General features: G+C 44.4%; 22 protein-coding genes and 2 tRNA genes. 13 read left to right on the top strand and 11 right to left on the bottom strand.

What is annotated here, in order from left to right:
- Positions 1–16: 16 nt before the first annotated feature.
- Positions 17–2,044, bottom strand: coding sequence for a sensor domain-containing protein (locus KNQ03_RS14920; protein WP_149426818.1), 2,028 nt, complete (start codon positions 2,042–2,044; stop codon positions 17–19).
- Positions 2,045–2,230: 186 nt separating this feature from the next.
- Between KNQ03_RS14920 and KNQ03_RS14915 the strand changes: the two genes are divergently transcribed.
- From KNQ03_RS14915 to nagE, 3 genes are all read left to right on the top strand, one after another.
- Complete coding sequence (locus KNQ03_RS14915) at positions 2,231–3,433, top strand: ornithine--oxo-acid transaminase (protein ID WP_029340787.1); 1,203 nt, start codon at positions 2,231–2,233, stop codon at positions 3,431–3,433.
- A gap of 151 nt (positions 3,434–3,584) precedes the next feature.
- The gene (locus KNQ03_RS14910; protein WP_023467139.1) at positions 3,585–3,782 is read left to right on the top strand and encodes a CsbD family protein; all 198 of its coding nucleotides are present in this window, start codon (positions 3,585–3,587) and stop codon (positions 3,780–3,782) included.
- A 213-nt stretch (positions 3,783–3,995) separates the two neighbouring features.
- Entirely contained in the window at positions 3,996–5,504 is a 1,509-nt protein-coding gene (gene nagE, locus KNQ03_RS14905; protein ID WP_023467140.1) for an N-acetylglucosamine-specific PTS transporter subunit IIBC, read from the top strand.
- Between the two features lie 21 nt (positions 5,505–5,525).
- Here the strand turns inward: nagE and KNQ03_RS14900 are convergent, their stop codons facing one another.
- The 4 genes from KNQ03_RS14900 to yhfH form a co-directional block, all read right to left on the bottom strand.
- Entirely contained in the window at positions 5,526–6,428 is a 903-nt protein-coding gene (locus KNQ03_RS14900) for an EamA family transporter (RefSeq protein WP_214725348.1), read from the bottom strand.
- A 100-nt stretch (positions 6,429–6,528) separates the two neighbouring features.
- Entirely contained in the window at positions 6,529–7,170 is a 642-nt protein-coding gene (locus KNQ03_RS14895; RefSeq protein WP_214725346.1) for a YkyA family protein, read from the bottom strand.
- A 15-nt stretch (positions 7,171–7,185) separates the two neighbouring features.
- A complete protein-coding gene (locus tag KNQ03_RS14890) occupies positions 7,186–7,812 on the bottom strand; it encodes a polysaccharide deacetylase family protein (protein WP_251140331.1) in 627 nt (208 codons plus the stop codon).
- A 411-nt stretch (positions 7,813–8,223) separates the two neighbouring features.
- On the bottom strand, positions 8,224–8,370 hold the full coding sequence (yhfH, locus tag KNQ03_RS14885; protein WP_064505459.1) for a protein YhfH: 147 nt from the start codon (positions 8,368–8,370) through the stop codon (positions 8,224–8,226).
- A gap of 185 nt (positions 8,371–8,555) precedes the next feature.
- Between yhfH and KNQ03_RS14880 the strand changes: the two genes are divergently transcribed.
- Both KNQ03_RS14880 and KNQ03_RS14875 read left to right on the top strand, forming a co-directional pair.
- A complete protein-coding gene (locus tag KNQ03_RS14880; RefSeq protein ID WP_214725342.1) occupies positions 8,556–9,182 on the top strand; it encodes a nitroreductase family protein in 627 nt (208 codons plus the stop codon).
- A 140-nt stretch (positions 9,183–9,322) separates the two neighbouring features.
- Positions 9,323–9,395 (top strand) — tRNA-Val (locus tag KNQ03_RS14875).
- 46 nt (positions 9,396–9,441) lie between these two features.
- On the opposite strand, the gene KNQ03_RS14870 is transcribed toward KNQ03_RS14875, so the two are convergent.
- Positions 9,442–9,993 (bottom strand): YdhK family protein, encoded by a 552-nt coding sequence (locus KNQ03_RS14870; protein WP_133208512.1) that lies wholly within the window; start codon positions 9,991–9,993, stop codon positions 9,442–9,444.
- Between the two features lie 147 nt (positions 9,994–10,140).
- Between KNQ03_RS14870 and KNQ03_RS14865 the strand changes: the two genes are divergently transcribed.
- The 3 genes from KNQ03_RS14865 to KNQ03_RS14855 are packed head-to-tail and all read left to right on the top strand — an operon-like array spanning position 10,141 to position 12,725.
- A complete protein-coding gene (locus KNQ03_RS14865; protein ID WP_214725340.1) occupies positions 10,141–11,490 on the top strand; it encodes a sensor histidine kinase in 1,350 nt (449 codons plus the stop codon).
- Between the two features lies 1 nt (position 11,491).
- Complete coding sequence (locus tag KNQ03_RS14860) at positions 11,492–12,142, top strand: response regulator transcription factor (RefSeq protein ID WP_023467148.1); 651 nt, start codon at positions 11,492–11,494, stop codon at positions 12,140–12,142.
- Positions 12,143–12,158: 16 nt separating this feature from the next.
- Positions 12,159–12,725: a histidine phosphatase family protein gene (locus tag KNQ03_RS14855; protein WP_214725338.1), complete on the top strand. Its 567-nt coding sequence runs from the start codon at positions 12,159–12,161 to the stop codon at positions 12,723–12,725.
- A gap of 58 nt (positions 12,726–12,783) precedes the next feature.
- Here KNQ03_RS14855 and KNQ03_RS14850 read toward each other — a convergent pair whose 3' ends face one another.
- Together KNQ03_RS14850 and KNQ03_RS14845 are read right to left on the bottom strand one after the other, a co-directional pair.
- Positions 12,784–14,271 carry a phytoene desaturase family protein gene (locus KNQ03_RS14850; RefSeq protein ID WP_069940308.1) on the bottom strand — a complete coding sequence of 496 codons (1,488 nt, stop codon included), beginning with the start codon at positions 14,269–14,271 and terminating at the stop codon, positions 12,784–12,786.
- Between the two features lie 16 nt (positions 14,272–14,287).
- Positions 14,288–14,833: a methyltransferase family protein gene (locus KNQ03_RS14845; protein ID WP_371743272.1), complete on the bottom strand. Its 546-nt coding sequence runs from the start codon at positions 14,831–14,833 to the stop codon at positions 14,288–14,290.
- Between the two features lie 216 nt (positions 14,834–15,049).
- Here KNQ03_RS14845 and KNQ03_RS14840 point away from each other — a divergent pair, with 216 nt between their 5' ends.
- Positions 15,050–15,877, top strand: coding sequence for a M15 family metallopeptidase (locus KNQ03_RS14840; RefSeq protein ID WP_149426824.1), 828 nt, complete (start codon positions 15,050–15,052; stop codon positions 15,875–15,877).
- A 65-nt stretch (positions 15,878–15,942) separates the two neighbouring features.
- Positions 15,943–16,419: a hypothetical protein gene (locus KNQ03_RS14835; protein WP_023467153.1), complete on the top strand. Its 477-nt coding sequence runs from the start codon at positions 15,943–15,945 to the stop codon at positions 16,417–16,419.
- 62 nt (positions 16,420–16,481) lie between these two features.
- Here the strand turns inward: KNQ03_RS14835 and KNQ03_RS14830 are convergent, their stop codons facing one another.
- The gene (locus tag KNQ03_RS14830; protein ID WP_214725336.1) at positions 16,482–19,622 is read right to left on the bottom strand and encodes an efflux RND transporter permease subunit; all 3,141 of its coding nucleotides are present in this window, start codon (positions 19,620–19,622) and stop codon (positions 16,482–16,484) included.
- Between the two features lie 186 nt (positions 19,623–19,808).
- Between KNQ03_RS14830 and KNQ03_RS14825 the strand changes: the two genes are divergently transcribed.
- Positions 19,809–19,881: transfer RNA gene (locus KNQ03_RS14825), tRNA-Val, on the top strand.
- Between the two features lie 95 nt (positions 19,882–19,976).
- Here the strand turns inward: KNQ03_RS14825 and KNQ03_RS14820 are convergent.
- Complete coding sequence (locus tag KNQ03_RS14820) at positions 19,977–20,999, bottom strand: PTS sugar transporter subunit IIC (protein WP_029340800.1); 1,023 nt, start codon at positions 20,997–20,999, stop codon at positions 19,977–19,979.
- A 360-nt stretch (positions 21,000–21,359) separates the two neighbouring features.
- On the opposite strand from KNQ03_RS14820, the gene KNQ03_RS14815 reads away from it, so the two are divergent.
- Positions 21,360–22,094: a metallophosphoesterase family protein gene (locus KNQ03_RS14815; protein WP_214725334.1), complete on the top strand. Its 735-nt coding sequence runs from the start codon at positions 21,360–21,362 to the stop codon at positions 22,092–22,094.
- 35 nt (positions 22,095–22,129) lie between these two features.
- On the opposite strand, the gene KNQ03_RS14810 is transcribed toward KNQ03_RS14815, so the two are convergent.
- The gene (locus tag KNQ03_RS14810; RefSeq protein ID WP_023467158.1) at positions 22,130–22,408 is read right to left on the bottom strand and encodes a hypothetical protein; all 279 of its coding nucleotides are present in this window, start codon (positions 22,406–22,408) and stop codon (positions 22,130–22,132) included.
- Positions 22,409–22,533: 125 nt separating this feature from the next.
- Here KNQ03_RS14810 and KNQ03_RS14805 point away from each other — a divergent pair, with 125 nt between their 5' ends.
- On the top strand, positions 22,534–23,169 hold the full coding sequence (locus KNQ03_RS14805) for a sterol desaturase family protein (RefSeq protein ID WP_214725332.1): 636 nt from the start codon (positions 22,534–22,536) through the stop codon (positions 23,167–23,169).
- Positions 23,170–23,180: the final 11 nt, after the last annotated feature.

Here is a 23,180-nt window from a genome sequence, read left to right as displayed (position 1 = left end):
GTGACTTCTTTTTTGATTAAGGTGTTAAGAATCTCTTTTCGACATCCTGTACAGATAGAGGTTCAGAGAAAATAAATCCTTGCATATGCTGACATGATGTCGTTTTTAGATAATCTAACGCGTGTTCTGTCTCAACACCTTCAGCGACAAGATTCAACTCTAGATTGCGACCGAGTTGAATGATGGAATCGAGCAAAGCATGATCATTTGTCGCCAGACCATCAATGAATACTTTATCGATTTTTAATTCGTCGATTGGAAAAGCACTGAGATACTGTAAAGAAGAATAACCAGTACCGAAATCATCGATTGATAAACGGAAGCCGAGCGACTTGATGAGGTGCATGCGTTCGACCGTTCGTTGTGTCTGTAAGATTGCAATATTCTCTGTCATCTCCAGCGTAACGGAAGATGGTGAAACGAGTCGCTCCGTTACGATATGTTGCAGCGTTCGAATAAAGGAGTCGCTTTGGAACTGATGCGGTGAGATATTGATTGCGATCGTCAGTTCAGGGTCAATCGTCTGTTGCCATTTTGCGAGCTGTTCACATGCTTCGATGATGACCCAGTTGTTGATAGGTGTGATCAGTGAAGCTTCTTCAGCGAGTGGGATGAACTCATCTGGTGGAATGCTCCCGAGTGCCGTGTGATTCCAGCGTAATAACGCTTCGAAGCCTTTGACGGCTTGTGTCTGAAGTTCAATGATTGGTTGATAAGCAAGATAAAGGGATTGATCTTCGAGTGCTGTGAAAAGGGAGCGCTCGAGTTGGATTTTCCGTGTGAATTGTGTGTCCATCTCGTGCGTTAAATACTGGATCGTTCCAGTACCAATCGATTTTCCTGCGTATAGAGCTGTTTCCGACCGGCGATATAAATCTTCCAATGTTTTGGCTTCGGACGGATAGACCGTGATCCCGAACGTACAAGAAACGATCAATGAATGACCGTTGATATAATAAGGACGCTGCAGTGCTTGTTGTAGTTTTCGAGCATATTGGAAAAGCAGATTGCTCGACGGTGCAGGTAACAAGACACCAAATAGATCACTCGTCGGATGAAAGGCGAGTACACCTGTCGTATGTTGCAAAAGGCGTGTTGCCATCGCTTGAAGTAGTTGATCGCCGACATGTGTTCCAAACGAATCGTTGATGACTTTGAAACGATCGATATCGAACAAGATGAGCGCAATCGGATCATGCGACGCGGCAGAACGGAATAATGCTTCGCCTTCGCGTAAAAATCCTCGTTTATTTAATAAATGCGTCATCTCATGATGATGTACTAAAAAATCGAGTTCTTCTTCAAGTGCTGTTGTTTCCGTGATGTCGTTCCCGATGAACAAATGTTGGAAGCGAACGCCGTTCGCATCATAGATCGGAATGAGCGTCGCTTGGAGATGTTTTCGTTCGCCCGTTTGCGAAGTGAGGCTAAGGCGACCAGACCATGCTTTTCGTTCACGAAGTTGTGCACGAATCCCCGAAACGACGGGACTGGATGGATCTAGGATGAGTGACCAAGGCTGGTTGAGAAGCATCTCAGAGCAATATCCTGTCACATCGATGAGTTGATCATTCACGTACGTGATCGTTCCTCGTGCGTCGAAGACGGCGACAGAAGCAATCTGATCGAAGGCATGACGCAAATCCATCAATCCTTGGAAGAGTGGTTTCATATTCGTTTGTTGCTCAGCTGAAGGGATACAGCAAGCAAAAGCGGCAATGACAGTTCCTGTATCATCAAGTAAAGGAGACAAAAGGAGAGTTGACGTTACAGAAGTGCCCGTCTTATGCAATAAGGAGGCATTCGGTAATTGGACGGATTGACGGCGCTCCAAGAAGGCATGCCAAATCTGCTGGCTGAATGCCATGTCTTCCCGTTCAAGAAGTGGAACAGTCTGACCCACGACTTCTTGTTGTGTCCAGCCCCATTGCTGTGCGGCTAGCTCATTCCAAGAGCGGATGGTCAAGTCAGTATTCAATATGAAAGCGGGTAAAGGGAATTCTTGAATGACGACTTCATAGGAATCAATGGTCGAACGGTCCATTACGTGCGCACGCTCCTTTATATTGAAAAGAGATGACGGTTCACTTCTCTTGTCTTTTCCCAATATATTCAATTCTTACGCATTAGAATCCTTTCGCTCGGATACTTTTTAGATGAAGATTCTGTGAAAGAATCTGCTATAATAACATTGAAAGCGTTTTCTAAAGAGTTATGAGGGGGAATTTCGATGAATCAAACAGAGAAAATCATTCAACAGACAGAACAGTTCGGAGCACATAACTACCATCCACTCCCAATCGTCATCTCAGAGGCTGAGGGTGTCTTCGTTACGGATCCTGAAGGACGTCGCTATATGGATATGCTAAGTGCCTATTCAGCCGTTAACCAAGGACATCGTCATCCAAAGATCATCGACGCCTTAAAACGTCAGGCAGACAAGATTACATTGACGTCACGTGCTTTCCACAATGATCAACTTGGCTTTTTCTATGAAAAAGTAGCACAATTGACGGGTAAAGACATGGTGTTACCAATGAATACAGGTGCGGAAGCTGTCGAGACAGCAGTAAAAGCAGCACGACGCTGGGCATATGAAGTCAAACAAATTCCAGGTGATGCTGAAATCATCGTTTGTGAAGGAAACTTCCATGGTCGGACGATGACAGCCGTCTCGATGTCGACGGAAGCAGAATACCAACGGGGATTTGGACCGCTTCTTCCTGGAATCAAGACGATTCCATATGGCGATCTTGAGGCATTAAAACAGGCGATCACTGAAAATACAGCGGCATTCATCTTGGAACCGATTCAAGGCGAAGCGGGCATCTTAATTCCTTATGATGGTTTCTTGAAGGACGCACAAGAAGTTTGTCGTGCGCAGAATGTGTTGCTCGTATCGGATGAGATTCAGTCTGGACTCGGTCGTTCCGGTAAATGGTTTGCTTCTGATTGGGACGAGGTAACACCAGACATGTACATTCTTGGTAAAGCACTGGGTGGTGGTGTATTCCCAATCTCGTGTGTTGCCGCGAATAAAGATGTCCTTTCTGTCTTTAATCCAGGTTCACACGGCTCGACATTTGGTGGTAATCCACTTGCGTGTGCCGTCTCGATTGCTTCACTTGAAGTATTAGAAGACGAAAAGTTACCGGAACGTTCACTCGAACTCGGTACGTACTTCATGGAGAAACTAAAACAAATCAACAACCCGATGATCAAAGAAGTACGTGGTCGTGGATTATTCATTGGTGTTGAGTTGACAGAAGCAGCGCGACCATATTGCGAAGCGTTGAAAGAAAAAGGCTTGCTCTGTAAAGAAACACATGAGACAGTCATTCGATTTGCACCACCGCTCGTCATTACAAAAGAAGAATTGGATTGGGCGTTCGAACGGATTGAACAAGTGTTAGGTGTTTCCGTCGCCCAGTAAATGAATAGATTCATCGAACAACAGTGGACGAGATGTTCACTGTTGTTTTTGTTTGGATGAGTGTTGGTTTTTCTTCAGGAAACGTTTGAAAATCAGTGACAAGGGAACAGACAACTATCGCAAAAAAAACTTTTAAACGGGGGTAATGGTTATGTCAAACAACAGTGGTCTCAATAAAAAAGTAGATGGTCTCGTCGATAAAGTAGCAGGGAAAGCGAAAGAAGCGCTCGGGAAAGCAACAGGCGATAAATCAACAGAACGTGAAGGTAAAAAAGATCAAGTAAAAGGCGAGGCGAAGAAAACAGTCGGAAACGTCCAACAAAATTTCGAAGATACGAATCGCCGCTAAGACCGTTGAAATTAAATAGAAAAACCGGACTGGAGAATGACTCTAGTCCGGTTTTTAGCGTCTGCTATAATGAATTTTTATATCAATAAAAAAAGATAATGAATAATTTGTATAAAGGTCTAGTCATTTAGATATTTATGTGGAATAATAAAAAACGTAAAAGCGTTTACATTGTTCTGTCATTATCGTTTTATTCAGGAAAGGGTGAAAGGTATGTTGCAGTTTCTACAACGAATTGGTAAAGCCTTGATGCTACCAATCGCAGTATTACCGGCTGCGGGAATCGTGCTCCGGTTAGGTTCGGCGGATATGCTTGATATTCCGTTGATGGTAGCAGCAGGAGGGGCTATTTTTGATAACCTTCCACTGATTTTTGCCATTGGTGTCGCGATTGGTCTATCGATCGATGCGAGTGGGGCAGCGGGTCTTGCCGGGGCCATCGGGTATCTCGTCTTAAAGAATGGCGTCGACTCGATGAACAAGGATTATTCCAGCGCACAGATTCAGGCGAAGTATGATGCGATCGCGGCGATCGTCAATGATTCCTCGACCAAGGTCGACGGAGCGACACTTGGTTCGATCGCGAATCAGGCGACACTCGGTTCGACCGTTAATATGGCGGTATTTGGTGGAATCATCGCGGGTATCGTCGCAGGACTTCTATACAATCGGTTCTATAACATTAAGTTACCGGATTGGTTAGCATTCTTTGGTGGTCGTCGTTTCGTTCCAATCATTACATCAGCGGTCATGCTCGTACTTGCTTTCATCTTTGGTTATGTCTGGCCGTTCATCGAGCAAGGCATCAACGGTGCTGGTGAATGGATGGTTGGTCTTGGTGCAGGAGGCGCTGCTCTGTTTGGATTCTTTAACCGTCTCTTGATTCCTGTCGGCTTACACCACGTCTTAAATAATATTTTCTGGTTCGTCTTCGGTTCATATGAAAAAGCAGATGGTACGGTCGCGAACGGTGACATCGCGCGCTTCTTCGCTGGAGATCCGACAGCTGGGATTTATCAAGCGGGCTTCTTCCCAATCATGATGTTCGCCTTACCGGCTGCAGCTTTTGCAATCGTCATGGCTGCGCGTAAGGAAAATCGAAAAGCAGTTGCTGGAGCGATGATTGGTCTTGGATTGACGTCCTTCTTGACAGGGATCACGGAACCAATTGAGTTCTCGTTCATGTTCTTATCACCTGTTTTATATGTCATTCATGCAGTTTTAACAGGTCTATCGATGGCCATCGTTAACTTACTCGGTATTTTACATGGCTTTTCCTTCTCGGCTGGTTTCATTGATTATGCCTTGAACTTCGGAATTGCCACAAAACCATTACTTCTCATCCCGGTTGGTCTCGCGTTCGCGGTCGTCTACTACTTCCTGTTCTACTTCATGATCACGAAATTTGATTTGAAGACACCAGGTCGTGAAGATGAATCGCTCGTCACAGACACGGGAGTCGTTTTGACAGATTCAGACGATAAATATGAGCAACAAGCAGCACGCATCTTTGCGGGACTAAAAGGAACAGAAAATGTCACGTCGATTGACAACTGTGCGACACGTTTACGTCTTCAAGTCAAAGATCCAAGCATCATTGACGAAGCAGCGATTAAAGCGGCTGGAGCAAAAGGTGTCATGAAGATGGGGGCGACTAGCGTGCAAATCATCATCGGCACGGACGTCGAGTTCGTTGCGGATGCGATGAAACGACAGAAGTAAAGAAAACGACCTTTCCTGAGCTCAGGAAAGGTCGTTTTGCTGTACGTTCGCAACAGCTGCTGTTTTGCTTGAGCGATAGATTGGATAAAAGATTCCGATCAAGATGATGACGATCCCGATCCATTGGGAACTCATCAGATGTTCTCCTAAAATTAAGACAGAACAGATGACTGCTGTCGGTAGTTCAGCCGCTCCAAGTAAAGAAACGCTTGCTGGGGAAAGATGAGGTGCGCCAGCAGCAAATAAGAGTGGTGGTAAAATCAACGCGAACAGACCGAGCGGAATCGCGTATAACAGAAGTCCATTTTCGAAGTTCGCAGAGGACAAGAATGTCGTCGGTGGATACATGGTCATGACGAAAGCAAGACCACCTGTCATCATATAAAAACTTTTCTTGATGACGGGTAAATGATTGGCGATGCGTCCACTAGCGAGTAAGAAAATTGAGAAGCTGACAGCTGCTCCAAGACCGAATAATGTTCCACGTAAATCGAGTGGACTCGAGTAAGTGGCACTCGCAAGAATGGCTCCGCCAATCAGTAGAATCGCGGACAGGAAATGCGCGCGAGTAGGTAAACGTCTGAATGCGAGCGCATCGATGACGACACCGATCCAAGTAAATTGGAATAAGAGAATGATCGCAACGGATGCGGATACAGTCTGAAGACTTTGATAGTACAGATAACCGGTTGTACCACTTGAGATACCGATCAGCATGAGCAGACCAGCTGTCTTGAGATCGAGACGAAGATTTTTCGTAAATAAGGCAAGTCCGAAAATCATGAGCCAGCCGAAGAAAAATTGACTACCTGAAACGGCTGCTGAGTTAAATCCAGCGGCATAAGCGAGTTTGACGATCGTTGAGAGGACACCATAACTGATAGCGCCAATCAGAACGAATAAGGTTGCTTTTGAACGATGCATGAATAAATTCCCTCCATTTTTAATAAAAACCACACAAAAAAGGTTGCAACAGGGCCTTGTCCAGGTTTTTTGGACAGGGTTTGGTTGCAACCTGTGTGATTTATTGAGTTGATGTGTCGAGCAAACGATACAGCTGGGTTTTCGTTTGATTATACTGAACGGTCAGCGCATTCCACTTCTTTAATGACGCGGTAGCTTTCCGTGTTAAACGATTTAAATCCGCTGTTGACTCATCAATCTTAACGAAATCCGGTTTTTTCGTCAAGCGTGAAAGCACTTTCTTTTCAGCGTCCATCGCTTGTCGATACGTTTTCGAGAACGTTTGAAATGTCTGCTGGCGTTCCTTGATGATTGTCACTAAGGCAGTTCCTTCTGTTTTTGCTTTACCATCAAGTTGGTTGACAGCATCCTTCAATTCTTCAAGATCGAGTGCAGCGTACGTTTCCTTACGTAACGTTTCTTCTTGTTTCAATAAAGCAAGCCGTTCGTCATTTAAGGCTTCTAATTCCTCTCGTTCATTTTGAGAGCGTTTGATTTCTTCAGCACCTGCATCAAGAACGGCTTGGTACGTATTAACTGAAATTTCATCCTTACGAGCACGTTGATCAGCTAGCGTGAATGCCTTCTCTTCACCTTTCACTTGTTGCTCTAGCTGTTCATGAAGAGAGGCTGGTGAATCGTTGGAACAGGCAGCGAGTCCAAAGCTCGACAGAAACAGTACTGCTACGAATGTTTTTTTCATCTGGATAGTAACTCCTTATAAATTCGAGTGTTGCGCGAAGTTGTACGGAATATGGAAATCTTCATCATAAATCGAGAATTGATAGCCTTTTTTCTGAAGTCCGGCAACAATGGCTGGAAGTGCTTTGATGGCTTGTGGTTGTTCATGTAAGAGTATGATTTCAAACGGACGCTCTGCTCGCCGAATGACCGTATTCGCTACTTCTTTTGCACTATCTTTGTAATACCAGTCCATTGAATCGATTGACCAGTCCCACACACGGAAGTCTGCTGAATGAATGGCAGATGCCATTTTTTTCGTGATGCCGGGATCAGAGCCATAAGGTGGTCGTGTCAAATGTGGTGTTAGCTTCGTCAACTCATGGATTTTCTTCTGAACACTTTGCATCTCTGAGACATACTTTCCTTTTTCGTACAATGTATCGTAATCGTGTGTTTCCCCGTGTAATCCGATATAGTGTCCAGCTTTAGCAGCAGCTTTGACTTCTTGCGGAAAAGCATCTACTTGTGATCCGAGATAAAAGAAAGTGGCACGAGTCTGAAGTTGATCCAATGTTCGAAGTAAGTCCGGTGTTAATGCGGATGGACCATCCTCGAATGTTAAATAAGCGACTTTTTTCGTCACACCATTCCATTTTTCCATGCGTGCTTTTTCCATATTGACGACAGGTACTTCAGTAATGGATTTACCTGTCGTAATGGATTGCTGTTCAGGAGTAAAAACGTATCGATAAGCGACATATCCCCCAACTCCGAGAAAAACAAGTGTGAGAAGTAAGAAAAATCGAGGGAAAAACTTTCTTTTTTTTGTACGCGGTCGTGGACCGAGTTCGCTAGCGTGGCTTGAGGTAAATGGATCCATCGTTGTCTGTCGCTCCTTTTGTCAAAAAATATCATATACAGATAATGTAACATTCTGACTGTTTCTTTTGTAACAAACAGATGACAAAAAGATGACGGAAAATCGATTTTTCTAAAAAATATCGATTTATTTAGAAAGAGTTTAAAAGAAATAAAAAAACAACCACTAAGTAAGTGATTGTTTCATGTGTTATTAGTGTTCTGTTACAGCACACTCATCGCATTCCGTTTGATAGGATTCACATTGTTCATCCATCTCTTTTCCGCAATGGGCACACGTCTTGACGGGAAGCTCACGATAGAATGCAGCAGATGCTTCTTGGTAAAGGGGTTGTTCCATGTGTTTTTCCTCCTTCAAAGTAAACGCAATGATCTTTTTTCTTGATTTTATTGTATTAGTACAGAAATTGAATGTCAACTATTGTTTTATAACAGTTAATTCATTTGAAGTACTGATAGAGGACAATGAAAAAGAGACATGCTACGATATCTAAGTAATCTGATAATGATAAGGGGGATTTACACATGACACAGGCAACACTTGATATAATGCGTGTCTTAACAGAAAGACGTTCCGTTCGTCATTACGACGAAACGTTCAAGCTTTCAAAACAGGAAGTAGAAGAACTATTAGAATGGACGACAGCCGCGCCGAGTGCTTGGAATTTGCAACACTGGCATTTCACGGTCTTTCATTCGGAAGAAGCGAAGCAGCAGCTTGCACCGATCGCATACAATCAGCCGGCTATCACTTCGGCTTCAGCAGTCATTGCGATCTTAGGTGATGTTCAAGCTAATCGAAACTACAATCCGGTGTACGGGCCAGCAGTGGAAGCAGGTGGCATGACAGAGGATCTGTTTGATTCGATCAAGGCACAGGTAGAAGGCGCTTATCAAAGTGAGGCGTATGGACGCGACGCGGCTATGTCGAATGCGAGCCTTGCTGCGATGCAATTGATGCTTGCGGCAGAAGCGCGTGGATTATCAACACTCGCAATGGGTGGATTTGATCATCAACGTTTTGCGGAAACGTTCATCACCGAGTCACGGTATGTACCGGTCATGCTAATTGCTGTCGGAAAAGCGGTTGAAGATGCGAAAAAACGTCCGGCACTACGTTTACCGATTGATCGAGTATCAACCTTCCTGTAAGTCATTCAAAATGGGGGAAGCGGGGTTGATTCCCCCATTTTAAATTTTTTTATTTTTTTTTCGGAAAAAGACTTGTCAGCCTTTTAGTTTCTTGATATATTAATACATGTCCTAGCAAGTACATAACGTACTGCAAACATGATTCTGTAGCTCAGCTGGGAGAGCGCTACCTTGACAGGGTAGAGGTCGCTGGTTCGAGCCCAGTCAGAATCATACCGAAAGCCCGCTTTTCCTTTATAGGAAAAGCGGGCTTTTTTTATTATTTCTTTATCTCATCCTCTGTGACCCATTTATGGTTTTTCACCATCTCTCCACCGTCCGTCGGTTCATAGTTCACCATGTAGACCGTCGTTTCCTTTACTTCATCAATCGTCGCTTTTGCTCCATCCATACCTTTCATATGATCCGCTTTGACAGTCGTTTCATCACCAACTTGCAGTGGTTTAGTTGGAACGGGATCGAGTTCTTCCTGAATGACCCATTTATGATTTTTCACCATCTTTCCACCAGTAGTCGGTTTGTAACTGATCGCATAGACGACGGTATCGTAAGCTCCCGCAATCGTTGCTTTAGCTCCGTCCATACCGTCCATATGATCCGTCGTCAACGTGACGTTGCTTCCTTTCGGATAAGTCGGATCACTGGCTTCCTTTAAACCGGATGGTAGCTTTCCGTCGCTCGAATGCATCATATCTCCATGAGACATATCGTGTGAGTCACTATTACTTCCATCGTTATTGGCGGATCCACATGCACCGAGCCAAAGCGTAGAACTAAGAGCAAGTGCGGTTAATGTCAATGATTTTTTCATATAAAACCCTCCTGAAGTCACTAGTCTTCTTTACTATACCCAGCGTATATGCAAATCGTGTGCAGATGAGGTGACAGTTTCGTTTGCCTACGTCGATCGCGTTTTTTTTAGCTATACTAAAAGTGGAGAGAAAAAGGAGGAATCGTCATGCGTCGTATTTCATACTCAGTCGGAGGAATCGTGCTTGCGGCATTTTTAATTTGTGGCAGTGTGTTGTTTGGGACATTGTATTATCAGTTGTCTCAAACACGAACGCAGGAAGTAGTAGACGGTTTACTGAACCGAGGAAATACACACCGTGATGTCCTTGTCGATTCCTATGACCAAACGACGATGCGCCATGTCAGCATGATGGAAGCAGATTCATCGTTTACTGTGGTGATCACTGATGCAGATGGAAAACAACTCGAAGCGTCACGACCTTTGTCGAATGAGATGAAGAGCATGTTAGAGCATACGGATTTTGATTACCGTCAACAAGGAAAAATCGTGACGATGCGTGACTTTTTAATGACGGACAGTCCCATCACCATTGACGGGGAACATCGTGGTCATGTCTTCATGTTCGCTTCTAAAGAAATCGTAGATCACGTACTTGATCCGTTGAAACAGCAGTTTCTCCAAGTGGGTCTGCTAGCGCTTTTATTAGCAGGTGCGGCAAGCATTTGGACGACCCGACTCATTTCTCGTCCGTTGATTCAGATGGAAAAAGCGACAGCGCGTCTATTGGATGGGGAAGGTGGAGAGTTGCCGATTGATCGAAAAGATGAACTGGGACAATTGGCGCGTTCGATTCAGCAATTAAAACAAGATCTCGATTTTTTGAATCGGGAACGATCCGAATTTTTAGCAACCGTATCTCATGAACTACGAACACCATTGACATATATAAAGGGATACGCGGATATTCTCGAACGCCAAACGTTGACGCCGGATGAACAACAACGCTACATTACGATCATTCGAGAAGAAAGTCAGCAAATGAATGAATGGATTGAGCAATTGTTTTGGCTAGCACGAATTGACGCCAATGCTTTTATGATGGAGCGAAAACCTGTCGATGTCGAAGACTTGATTCATCAAGTGATACGATTGATGCGTCCAGACATCGAACAAGAAAATGTTTCGTTCGAGATAGAAGGTGAGCGATTAGAAGTGATGGGTGACGCTCAGCAGCTCCGTCAGATGATCGTGAATATCATTGAAAATGCACGGCGACATACGACGTCGGGAAAAATTATCGTTCGTTATGGTGTCAACGCAGTAGGGGCTTTCATTCAAATCGAAGATACAGGAGAAGGGATCGCTGCAGAATCTTTACCTCATGTAACGAAACGGCTCTACCGAACGGAAGCATCTCGTTCTCGAAAACATGGAGGAACTGGAATCGGACTCTCCATCGTTGAAGCAATTGCTCAGACACATGGTGCAGAATTGAACATCAAGAGTCAACTTGGACATGGAACACAAGTGACACTGCAGTGGAAGGAGAAATAAAATGCCGCATGTATTGATCGTAGATGATGAACCAAGAATGCTTGAACTGCTCAAACTGTATATTCAGCCGTATGGGTACACGTGTCAGCTTGTGGATTCTGCGCAACAAGCTCTTGATCTCTGCCGTCAGCACGTATTCGACCTGATTTTACTAGATGTCATGATGCCGGATATGGATGGCTGGACATGTTGTCGTCTCATTCGAGAACACTCTAACATCCCGATCTTGATGGTTACGGCTCGGAATCAACGGGAAGACATCATTCGGACACGAGAAGTAGGAGCGAATGATTACATATCAAAACCGATTCAAGAAGGGGAACTGATCGGGCGAATGGAAGTTTTATTACAGCAACAGTATGATGGTCTATCCTATGACCGGGAAAGCTATCGTTGTAGTTACCTCCAACAAAAGATTTCGTTAACGAAAACGGAATTTGAGTTGTTAGGTGTATTTTTAGATTCTCCACGACGTGTTTGGACGCGCGATCAACTAACGACGATGTTATGGGGAGCGGAAGCGTCTGTAGACGAGCGGACGATCGACTCGCATATCAGACATTTAAGAGAAAAACTACGTGTTTGCGGTTTTCCGATTGAACAGCATCTCGAAACAGTTCGCGGAATCGGATACCGCTGGACACACCAATAAAGGGGAAAATCAAAACATGACGACACTCTATTTCGTACGGCACGCACACTCGACATATTCACCAGATGAACGGAAGCGGTCACTTTCCGATGCAGGACAGGCAGATGCGATACGTTTACTTGAAACGTTTAAAGGGATTCCAATCGACAGATTCTACAGTAGCCCGTATCAACGGGCAATCGAGACGATTGCACCGCTCGCGGAGGCACGTCAACAACCAATCATTGAGGTAGAGGAACTACGAGAGCGATTGTTGGCACCGGGAGAGCTTGACGATTTTCAAGGAGCGGTCACATATGTATGGCAACATCCGAATGAAAATCCGTATGGAGGCGAAACGAACAAAGAAGCGTCGCAACGCATTCGACCATTCATCGACGGACTAATGGAGAAGCATCCTGACGAAACAGTCGTTCTTGGAACACATGGAAATATCATGGTGCTACTTTTAGAAACATTTGATCCGACATTCGATTACGCATTTTGGAAGTCCTTACCGATGCCAGCCGTATGTCGAATGGATGTGAAATCAGGAGAAAAGGCGGATATTCACGTCGTACCACTTTTGACGAATACAAAGTAAAAAAGAGACGGAACTGATGCGTGAATCAGTTTCCGTCTCTTTTGTAATTGGAGAAATCTTAAGGTGTAGGAACAGCACCTTCATGTTTTCGGATCAAGTCCGCCGTCAGTTGACCGGACAATGTGACCATCGGTACACCGCCGCCTGGGTGTGTCGAACCACCGACGAAATAAAGTCCTTCGTACAAGTCACTCTTCGATGGAATCTTGAATCCACCATTTTTCTTCCGGTCGGCTGCGACACCATAAATCGATCCACCGTTTGGACCGTATAATTCCTTCAAATCTTCTGGGGTAAAGCGATATTCAAACTCGATCGATTCTCGAAGTCCATGAAGTCCCATCCGCTCCAGTTTATCGAGAACGACTTCACGGTACGCATCCCAGTCGACCTCACCTTTTTGAAGTGTTAGCGGTGGAACGTGTGTCAAGACGAATAAGTTATCCTTCCCTTCAGGAGCTTGGGAGGCGTCGGATTTTGACGAGACTCCGACGTAAATCGTCGGATCCTCAGGAGGGGTACCTTCTTTGAACATTTGGGCGAATTCACGCTCTGGATTTTCCGAGAAAAAGAAATTATGATGCGCTAGCCCGCGATACTCACGATTTACACCGAGCAGTAGGACAAGACCTGAAACGGAAGGGGCAAACGACGCTTGTAATTTTTTTGCCTGTTTCCGGGCTTTTTTCTCCGGTACGATCCGTTCGTAAGTCGGGATGACCTCAAGGTTTGAAACGACGATGTCGGCTGCATGAAACGTTCCGTTTGATAAGACGCCAACCGCTTTTTTATTTTCAAGGACGATTTGTTCAACGGGTGAGTTGAGATGAACCGTGACACGGAGCTCATCAAGCAACCGTTTCATGGCACGCGCGATTTGGTACATACCACCTTTGACATAATAGATGCCGAGTCCCATTTGAACGTAAATCATCTGATTGAAGACAGCAGGTGCCTGATACGGATTGGAACCAACATACATGACCATATAGTTGAATAGCTGTTCGAGATACGGATCATTGAGATGTTTCTTTGTTCCGGTCGCGACCGTATTCATCGGGTCCATCTTTAATAAATCAGACATCGTATGGTATTTTTTTAAGTCCTTTAAATCTTCGAGACTGTATTTATAAAAACTGTCGAGGCACAAGTCGTACATTTGTTTGGAGTACCGGAACAATTCAACGAAATCAGCCCGTGACGAGACTTGTTCGACTTCTTCAAGCATTCCAGGTAAGTCACCTTTGACATCGATTTTTGTTCCATCCTCAAAGAATGTACGCCATTGCGGTTCAATGCGCTCGATTTCTAAGTAATCATCCAAGTTACGATGAACGCTTGAGAAGAGTTGTTCGAGTACCCAAGGCATCGTTAAGATGGAAGGACCGGTATCGAAAGTAAATCCCTTTCCACTCCGTTGATTCAGTTTCCCTCCGACGTTTGCATTCTTTTCAAGCATCGTGACTGCATAACCATCTCCAGCCAAACGAATGGCGGCAGACATACCAGCAAGACCTGCTCCAATGACAATTGCGCGTTTCTTCAAATGAATCACTTCTCCTTTAGTAGATGAATGGAATCAATCGTTTTCGTTTCGCAGCCCATACCGTATAGGCAGGTCCAAAACCTTTCGTTAACATCGCTTCCTCGATTCGAATCCGGTAGAGCAAGAAAATGAACATCAAAAGTCCAGAGAGAATGAAAAGTCCGAACTGACCGGTGAACAGGGGGAAGCTCATCGTAATCAACAACAATCCACTATATAACGGGTGACGTAAAAAACGATAGGGACCGCTACTGACGAGCTGATCACCAGACGCCACGACGACATGACGAGTGAACTGTTGCTTTAAGTGGAGAATTCCCCATAGACGTAAGGAAACACCACACCATAACAAAATGCATGAAAAGATGCGCATGATAGAAGAAACGGTTTCATTCGCAAAGAGGAAAGCGCAGACGATCGTTCCGCTTAGGACAAGGAAAATCAAATAAAAACTCACTTGTTCTGCTGCCCCTGACTTAGACTCGGAGCGATTCCGAAAACGAATCATCTCACCAATCCAGCAGATGCTACCAATACTGAAAATCCATTCCCAAAGTGACACGTACGCTACTCCTTTCTACATCAGAATCATGTTTCGAAAACGCATACATCGTTATTTACCCATTGTAATTCGTCCTTAAGCTACATTTAGAAAACTTCAGAAATACTTCATTTTCATGACAAGCATTCCGAAAGAACCCTGTTTGAAAAAAAGAATGGTATTCTAATCTAAAATATGGATGCAGATTAGAACATGCATAAAGGAGATATACGATTCATGAAATACATCACGACACTCATCACGACGTTGACATTAACAGCGGCCTGTACATCAGTGTATATACCAACAGTCGAAGCATCGACTTCTACTTATCGGCAAGCAAAGACATCTCTTCATTTGCGTAAAGGAGCATCGATTGATCAACCGAGTCTTGCGGTTATTCCGACGGGTATCTATGTGACGGAACTTTCAAAAGTCGGTACGTGGTCAAAAGTACAATATGGTACGAAGATTGGTTATGCGAGTACGAAGTATCTACTGACGGATGAACAAATCGGTGGGAAACGGATCGGTAAGACCCTCATCGCGAATAAGAACTTAGCGCTCCGCGCGACGTACGCTCCTGGTGAGAATCAACAAGCAAGAGCAGCGTTTGAGAAAATGCGTGTAGCGGCTAAAAAAGAGGGAATTACGCTCGTTGCGTTTAGTACATATCGCTCCTATGCCTATCAAAAAACGTTGTTTGATAAATATGTTGCGCGTGATGGATATGAGAAGGCGAGTACGTATAGTGCAGAACCTGGGAAAAGTGAACACCAAACAGGTCTTGCGTTTGATATCGGAGGCGCTGATTCAACAAAATACGCCACGTTTAGCTTTTCCAAAACAAAAGAGGCAAAATGGTTGTTTGCGAATGCTCACCGCTACGGTTTCCATCTCCGCTATCCTTCTGGTAAAGAATCTTGGACGGGGTATACGTATGAGAGCTGGCACTATCGGTATGTCGGAGCAACGCTTGCCGCTCGTCTAAAAGTCAGTGGATTAACAATGGAGGAGTATTTCCACCTCGCACCATGGAAACCAGTAAAGGTTTCGACTCCTTAAAAACATGGTAAATAGAGGATGTTGGATTAGTCGGTTATTCGTCTCAGGTGAAAGAGGTGGAACGAATGGCAAAAAAAGATGCGAAACATCACATCATGACGTTTACGTTCAAAGAAGAAGCGACATCCTATCAAGTGTTCAGTGAATTGAAGAAATATCATGCGCGAGGTCAAGTCGATTTCGAACAGATTGCCGTCATCAAGCGAAATGAGAATGGTGCTTTTTCGTTTGAAGATGCTGTAGACCTAAGTGGATCGAATCGCGCCGTCAAAGGGTCGTTAATTGGAATGGCGGTTGGTATTCTAGGAGGCCCATTCGGCATCTTACTTGGTTCGATGACGGGTATGCTGATTGGTGGATCAAAAGACATGAAGGAAAATCAAGAAATCCAAGAAACATTCAAACGAACACTCGGTGTCATTCCGCCTGGACAAACAGGGATTATCGCGATCGGTGAAGAGTTTGAGCCATCCGTCCTCGACGGATTAGTGGCGCAACATGATGGTACGTTGGAACGAACGGATGAACAGTTAGAGTCGTAAGGTCTTATAGAATGAAAAGGGGCCTATCGCTTGGATCGCGATAGGCTCCTTTTCATGTGCATTTACTTAGTCGTACGTTCTTTTTTTGCTTTTTTGAAGAAGAACAATTCATAGACGACAGGAACGATGATAAGTGTCAACAACGTAGAGGTCGTTAATCCACCGATGACCGTCAAGGCAAGACCTTTTGAGATCAATGTTCCTGAAGAAGTGGTTAATGCGAGTGGTACCAATGCCATGATTGTTGCAAATGCGGTCATCAGGATTGGGCGTAATCGCGTTTTACCAGCTTCAATCAATGATTCGCGAATCGGCATACCACGTCCGACGTTTTGACCGATGCGGTCTACGAGAACGATTGCGTTCGTGGTGACGATTCCAATCAACATCAGGAAGCCGATCATGACACTGACAGACAATGGTTCATTCGCAAGGAAGAGCGTGACGAGTGAACCGATCGGAACAAAGATCAGAGAAGACAAGATGATGAATGGAATCCGAGCTTTTCCGAACGTAATCAACATTGTCAGGTAAACAAGTCCGATTGCAACGACGATCGCAATTCCAAGTGATTGGAAGATTTCAACCGTATCGTCATTTCCGCCACCACTTGTCAATGAGACACCGTCTGGTAAATCGATTTTTTCGACGTCAGCTTTTACGGCATTCGATACGTTTTGAACGTCGTCTCCTTTGACTTGTCCAGATACGCGAGCATATACTTTTCCGTCGAGTTTCTGAATCGATGTGAAAGTCTCGACTTCATTGACGTTCGCGACATCTTTCAATGCGACAGGACCGTTTGCTGAGAAGAGTTGGACGTCTTCGAGATCTTCTTTCGAGACGAGTCCTTCTTCATAAGATAATTGTACGTCTTGATCCTTATTGTCGAGATTGAGCGTTCCGACCGTAACTGGCTTCGTTTGATCGTTAACGGTACCGAGAATCTGGAAACCAGATAGTCCGCGATCACTTGCTTTCTCAGGATCGATTTCTACGAGATACTGCTTTTGTTTTTCGCTGAAGTTGTTCGTGATATATTTCAAATCATTATTTTTCGACATGTTATCTTCGACAAGTTTTGCCGCCTCTTGAAGGGCTTCGAGGTCGTTCGAGAACAAGTCGACATCGACGTTGTTATTCGACGGAGGACCACCTGTTGATAGTTCAGCCACACTGATTTTGACATCGACGTTTTCATCTTGAGCGATGTCTTCCATCTGTGTTTCAAGTGACTTGATCGTTTTCTCGACGTTTACACCGTCTTTTAGATTCAAGAAGTAACTTGCTTTATTATCGAGACGTAAGCCTGTCGTGAAGTCACGCGCTCCGACAGAAGTCGTCACGTCAGCAATGGCTTTTTCTTTATCAAACATTTTTTCCATCTCAAACGAGACGTCACTTGTTTTTTCAAGTGATGTGGCAGCCGGAAGTTCAAGCGATGCCGTCAAGGTCTTCGATGCTTCGTTCGGAATGAACGTAAAGCCGAGACGCGGTACGATCGCAAGGGAACCACCGAGAAGGATGAACGATACGACCAAGATGATCGCCTTGTGCGAGAGTGATTTTTCAATCAGCTTGCCATACCAACGTTGGAGAGCGCCTTCTTTTTCTTCCGCTGGTACCTTCTTGAATGCAAACTTCGCGAGAATCGGTACGATCGTGATCGCAACGAGTAGTGAAGCAAGTAATGAGAAAATAATCGTCAAAGCGAACGGTAAGAAGAACTTACCAGTAATACCACCGACAAATCCAATCGGTAGGAAGACGACGACGGTCGTCAGCGTCGATGACGTGATTGCTTTTAGAATCTCTTTTGTCGATTGTTCGATGATCTCATCCGTCATACCGGATTCGGATTTTCGGACGCGCCGGAAGATGTTCTCGATGACAACGATACTATCATCGACAACACGACCGACTGCAACAGCCATCCCACCAAGTGTCATGATGTTCAGGGAGATATCTTGCCAGTTCAAGAAGATAGCGGCGATGAGTAATGATAATGGAATCGAGACGATGGCGATGATCGTCGCGCGGATATTCCGCAAGAATAACAGAACAGCGAGTGATGCGAAGAGGGCACCAAGTAATCCTTCTTTGACGAGTGTCGCAACGGACTCCTCGATATCCTTCGCTGAATCAATCCCAATCGTATAGTCGACTTGGTCGTCATATTTATTGAGAATCTTCGTGACTTCATCTGCGATTTCGACTGTATTGGCATCTTGTTTTTTCGTGATTGCCATCGATAAGGAATCTTTTAAATCGTAACGCGTTTTTTCACTTTGTTGTGAGACGGCTTCGATTTTTGCGATATCCTCTAGGCGAATCGGTTCTGCAGGTTCAGACGCCTGATCTGCAGCTGCTCCACCTGTTGTACTTGGTGGACCTTGCGTTGCACCTTGTGGTGGACCGCCAGCAGATGAACCACCTGTTTGACCGTTACTTGATGAACTAGTCGCACCTGCAGCAGGTGTCAATTGTAGATTTTTTAGTTTATCTAGATTTTCTAGTTTTTCCTCAACGCGAATCGGAATTTTCGAATCGTTTTCTGATAGCTGACCAGATGGGAACGAGACATACTTTCCATTGATTTGTTCCTTGATGCTCGAGAGCGAGAGACCCGCTTCCGTCGCTTTCTCCTTATCGACGGTGATTTGAACGAGATCATCCTTATAGCCACCAACCGAAACGCTGTTGATTCCTGGAATCTTATTAAGTTCAGGTTCGATATCTTCCTTTAGGATTTTTTCGATGTCTTTACCATCCTTACTAAAGAAAGAGATGTTATAGATCGGGAATGAACCAAATGACAAACGATTCAATTTCGTCGTTGCTTCCTCCGGTAGATTCGCATCTTGGATTGCAGCATCGATTTGTTGTTCGACCTTATCAATATCGGTATCGAACGGGAATTCGATGTTTAAGATACCGATACTTTCATAAGAAGAACTCGTTAGCTTGGTAGCCCCTTCAATTCCTTTAAGGGAAGTTTCAAGCTTTGAGACGACTTGTTTATCGACATCGTCAGGAGATGCACCAGGGTAAACCGCTTCGATTGAAATCTGAGGAAACTCGATTTCTGGGAACTGATCGACTTTTAATTGTGAGAAGGAATACACGCCTCCTAAAATCAATAGGATTGCAATGATGAAGACAGCAACCGAGTTCTTCAAACTAAATCGGGTTAAAAAGTTCATATGAACGCTCCTTTCTTTTATATGTGCTTATTTACATAGTAGAGGACACTCATAGAACCCGCAACTTTAAAACTGTTTTTATTTAAAAAGATCTTTTTGAAAAAAGATAAATTTTTTTTATGAAAAAGGCTTTACACTTTTCGATATGCTGCTATAATAAAAACATACCCAGTAACAACACAGCATGATTCTGTAGCTCAGCTGGGAGAGCGCTACCTTGACAGGGTAGAGGTCGCTGGTTCGAGCCCAGTCAGAATCATACCGAAATCGTTCCTTTTCGAAGGAGCGATTTTTTTGCGTTAAAAAACTATTCCCGAAATCAATCAGGAATAGTTGGAAGGGAGGTAAATTGTTTTATTGAATTTCGAGATGAAGATCGCCGCGCTTCGTCCACCCTGCGACAGTCGTCAATCGATAGAAGACGAGCGTCAAGACACCAGGTAGAACGACACCAGTCAAGAAGAAGACGAGGAACGCCTGAGGACCTTGGTTGACGAAGATATTGAGTGGGGCAATCATCGAATTTAATCCAAGTCCTGCGAGTTCGTACGGTACTTTCAAAGAGAGAAGAAGCGTCGCGACAGGAGCCGAAATCATTGCTGCGAGAAACGGTGCAACGACAAGACGTGGATTTTTAACGATATTCGGGAATTGTACTTTAGGTGTTACAAAGAATGAAGCAATCAAACCACCTGGATCCGTCTGACGGTATGCCATCAACGTGAAGCCGACGAATTGAGCGGAACAGCCAATCAGTGCAGCGGCACTTGCTACAGGATCAAGTTGCAAAGCAATAGCGAGTGCAGCGGACGAAGCAGGAGACATCAATAAGACACTAAAGATGAGTGCAATGACAAGAGAAGTTGCGATTGGAGATGATTCAACGGATGCTGTGATCATGGCACTGAATTTTGTAAGGAGTGGTGTCGTGACGGCAGCAGCACCGATTCCAGTCACGCCGCCAGCAAGGACAGCACTCATCGGGATGACCATCATGTCAAATTTCGTTTTTCCAGTCATGCGTTTTCCGACGTATACAGCGACGGCAGCTGCGAGTAACGCACTGATCGGCTGACCGGGTACAAGAACGAGTCCAGAAGCAGTTGATTGAAGAGCGGCACCACCGATCGTTGCTGCGATCATCGCGCTGAACAGGACAAGTGTGTTTCCTCCGAGCTGAAAGGCAATACCGGCACCAAGTGCAGGGGCGAGTAGTACTTTTGCGACACCACCAATCGTCAGTAGCATTTGGATATGTAGAAGATTTCCGAGCGTCTCAATCAGGAGTCCGACACCGAGTGTTACAAGAACGGCATTTGCCATTCCAGCTGATACTTTTACCATTCGATCCATCGCATATTCTTTCAACGTTGTCATCCTCTCTATCTATCTCTATTTTTTGCCATGAAAAAAGCCTATCCGTTTTTGGGATAGGCGCCACTCATTCTGTGCGGGCGCCTCATTCGATGCATCGAAAGAAGGGCCCAAAAATCATTTCCGTTTCATCATCGGAAAAGTTTTCAGTCCCTCATGCATAGAATAATCAGTCGTCCAACTTGGTTAAATGGCTGTTGCGTCGGAATCATTCGATCGTGCCCCTCTCTGTGAATTTTTCTAAGCCTAACACGCTCTTGATTAATAATCAATATTTTCTGACAATTTATTTTTTCCTGAAATCTGACAGGAATTCACGGTATCATCGGGAAATCCTAATTTAACAACAATGGAGGCGTTTACATGAAAGTGATGCTTTTTACAGATATTCATGGCAATGCATCAGCATTACGTGCGGTACTGTCCTATCTTGATCAACAACCAGATATCGATGCCGTCTATTGTCTCGGTGATCTTGTCGGCATTGGACCAGAGCATAATGAAGTCATTGATCTATTGAAGCAACGACCTGATATTCAAACGATTTCTGGGAATCATGATGAATGTGTCCTTGCTTTAATCCATGGGGAGAACTATCCCGATAGTTACCGCCATGCTAAAGAGCACCACCAATGGATTGCGGATACGTTGACGCAAGAAAATCAAAAGTATTTGGAACGTTTACCGCGTGTCTTAAATATCATGCATCAGGAACAAACGATGCACCTGACGCACTATGCTTATGCCGATCAGACGAAGAAGATTGGTGAAGAACCCTTAAAGCAAGCAGTGGATGGAACAAAAGACAACTTATCCGTCTTGTTTGCTGGAAATGAGGTGCAGATCATTGGTTTTGGTCATCATCATCCAGCGCAACAAGTCGAGACAGAGCAAACGCTCTTTATTAATCCAGGTGCACTTGGATGTCAGGAAACAGCTATTGCTCCAGTAGCAATCATTGATTGGGAGAAGGATCAAGTCCGTTCAGAAATCCTGAAGCTTTCATATGATGATCGACCATTTTTAGACGTCCTCAATACGACGGAGATGCCGGAACGTGAGTTGATGCGCCGACTCTTCTTCGGTAGTAGGACATGAAAAAACCTTCATGAGTAGTTCATGAAGGAATTTAATCAAGACGACAGTTTTGTCATGATTGAGATGAGACATACGACAATCAGTAACACGATACCGATGTTTCGTTTCAATGGATGGCGTGACCAGTAAAAGAATAGCGCAAGGACAGGGGCCACAAAAAAGGCAACGATGAGACTGATTAATGTTGCAAGAAACAATACAAACATCCAAAGCTTGCTCGTTATCCGGTATACCTGCCACATGTCGTAAAGCGACATGAGTGTATAGGCGAGTAACACGAAGATGATTCCGGTCGATAAACTCAAAGTGATCATCACTCCATTCTCTATTTAGTATAAGGGAGGGAGCGAGAATGATTACACGACTTGAAGTAAAAAACGTGACGAATCGATGAACGTACGATTATACGCTGTAACGAAAGAGAAAGGGGAGGGCACCTATGTCAAATATCTATCGTCGTTTTTTTCTGTTTCCGGATATTTTGATCATGCTCGTATTACTGATTGCGGTCAGTGGTTATGTCCTTGCTCAGCCGTTTCATTGGTCGATTTTACAGTTCTTTTGTCTTGGACTGATCGTCTTTAGTTTCAGTGAATACTTGACGCATCGTTTTTTGTTCCATTTACCACCGCCTAAAAATATGCTTGGACGAAAGTTGTTGAAACGACTTCATTACGATCATCATGCGTATCCGAATGAACTGCATCTGTTGTTTTTACCGGTCTGGTATTCCTTGCCGAATCTTGGTTTCTTTGCGACTCTGACCTATCTTCTGACGCAATCTGTCGTTTCGACAGCTGCAGCCGCGAGTGGATTGATCGTCATGTTGCTTGTGTATGAATGGAAACATTACGTGGCACACGTTCCGCTGAAACCGAGAACACGCTTTGGAAAATGGATGAAAAAGACGCATCTGTTACATCATTTCAAAAATGAACACTATTGGTTTGGTGTATCAAATCCAGTGGGAGACTGGTTGTTTGGCACTTTGAAGGATGAAAAAACAGTTGCTTCTAGTCAAACGGTACGGAATTTAGAAAAGAATCAAGAATATGAAAAACCGCCGATCCACTGACCGGCGGTTTT

Source organism: Exiguobacterium sp. s143 (genome assembly GCF_018618895.1).
Classification (GTDB): domain Bacteria; phylum Bacillota; class Bacilli; order Exiguobacteriales; family Exiguobacteriaceae; genus Exiguobacterium_A; species Exiguobacterium_A abrahamii.
This window is presented reverse-complemented; position numbering and strand designations above follow the sequence as displayed.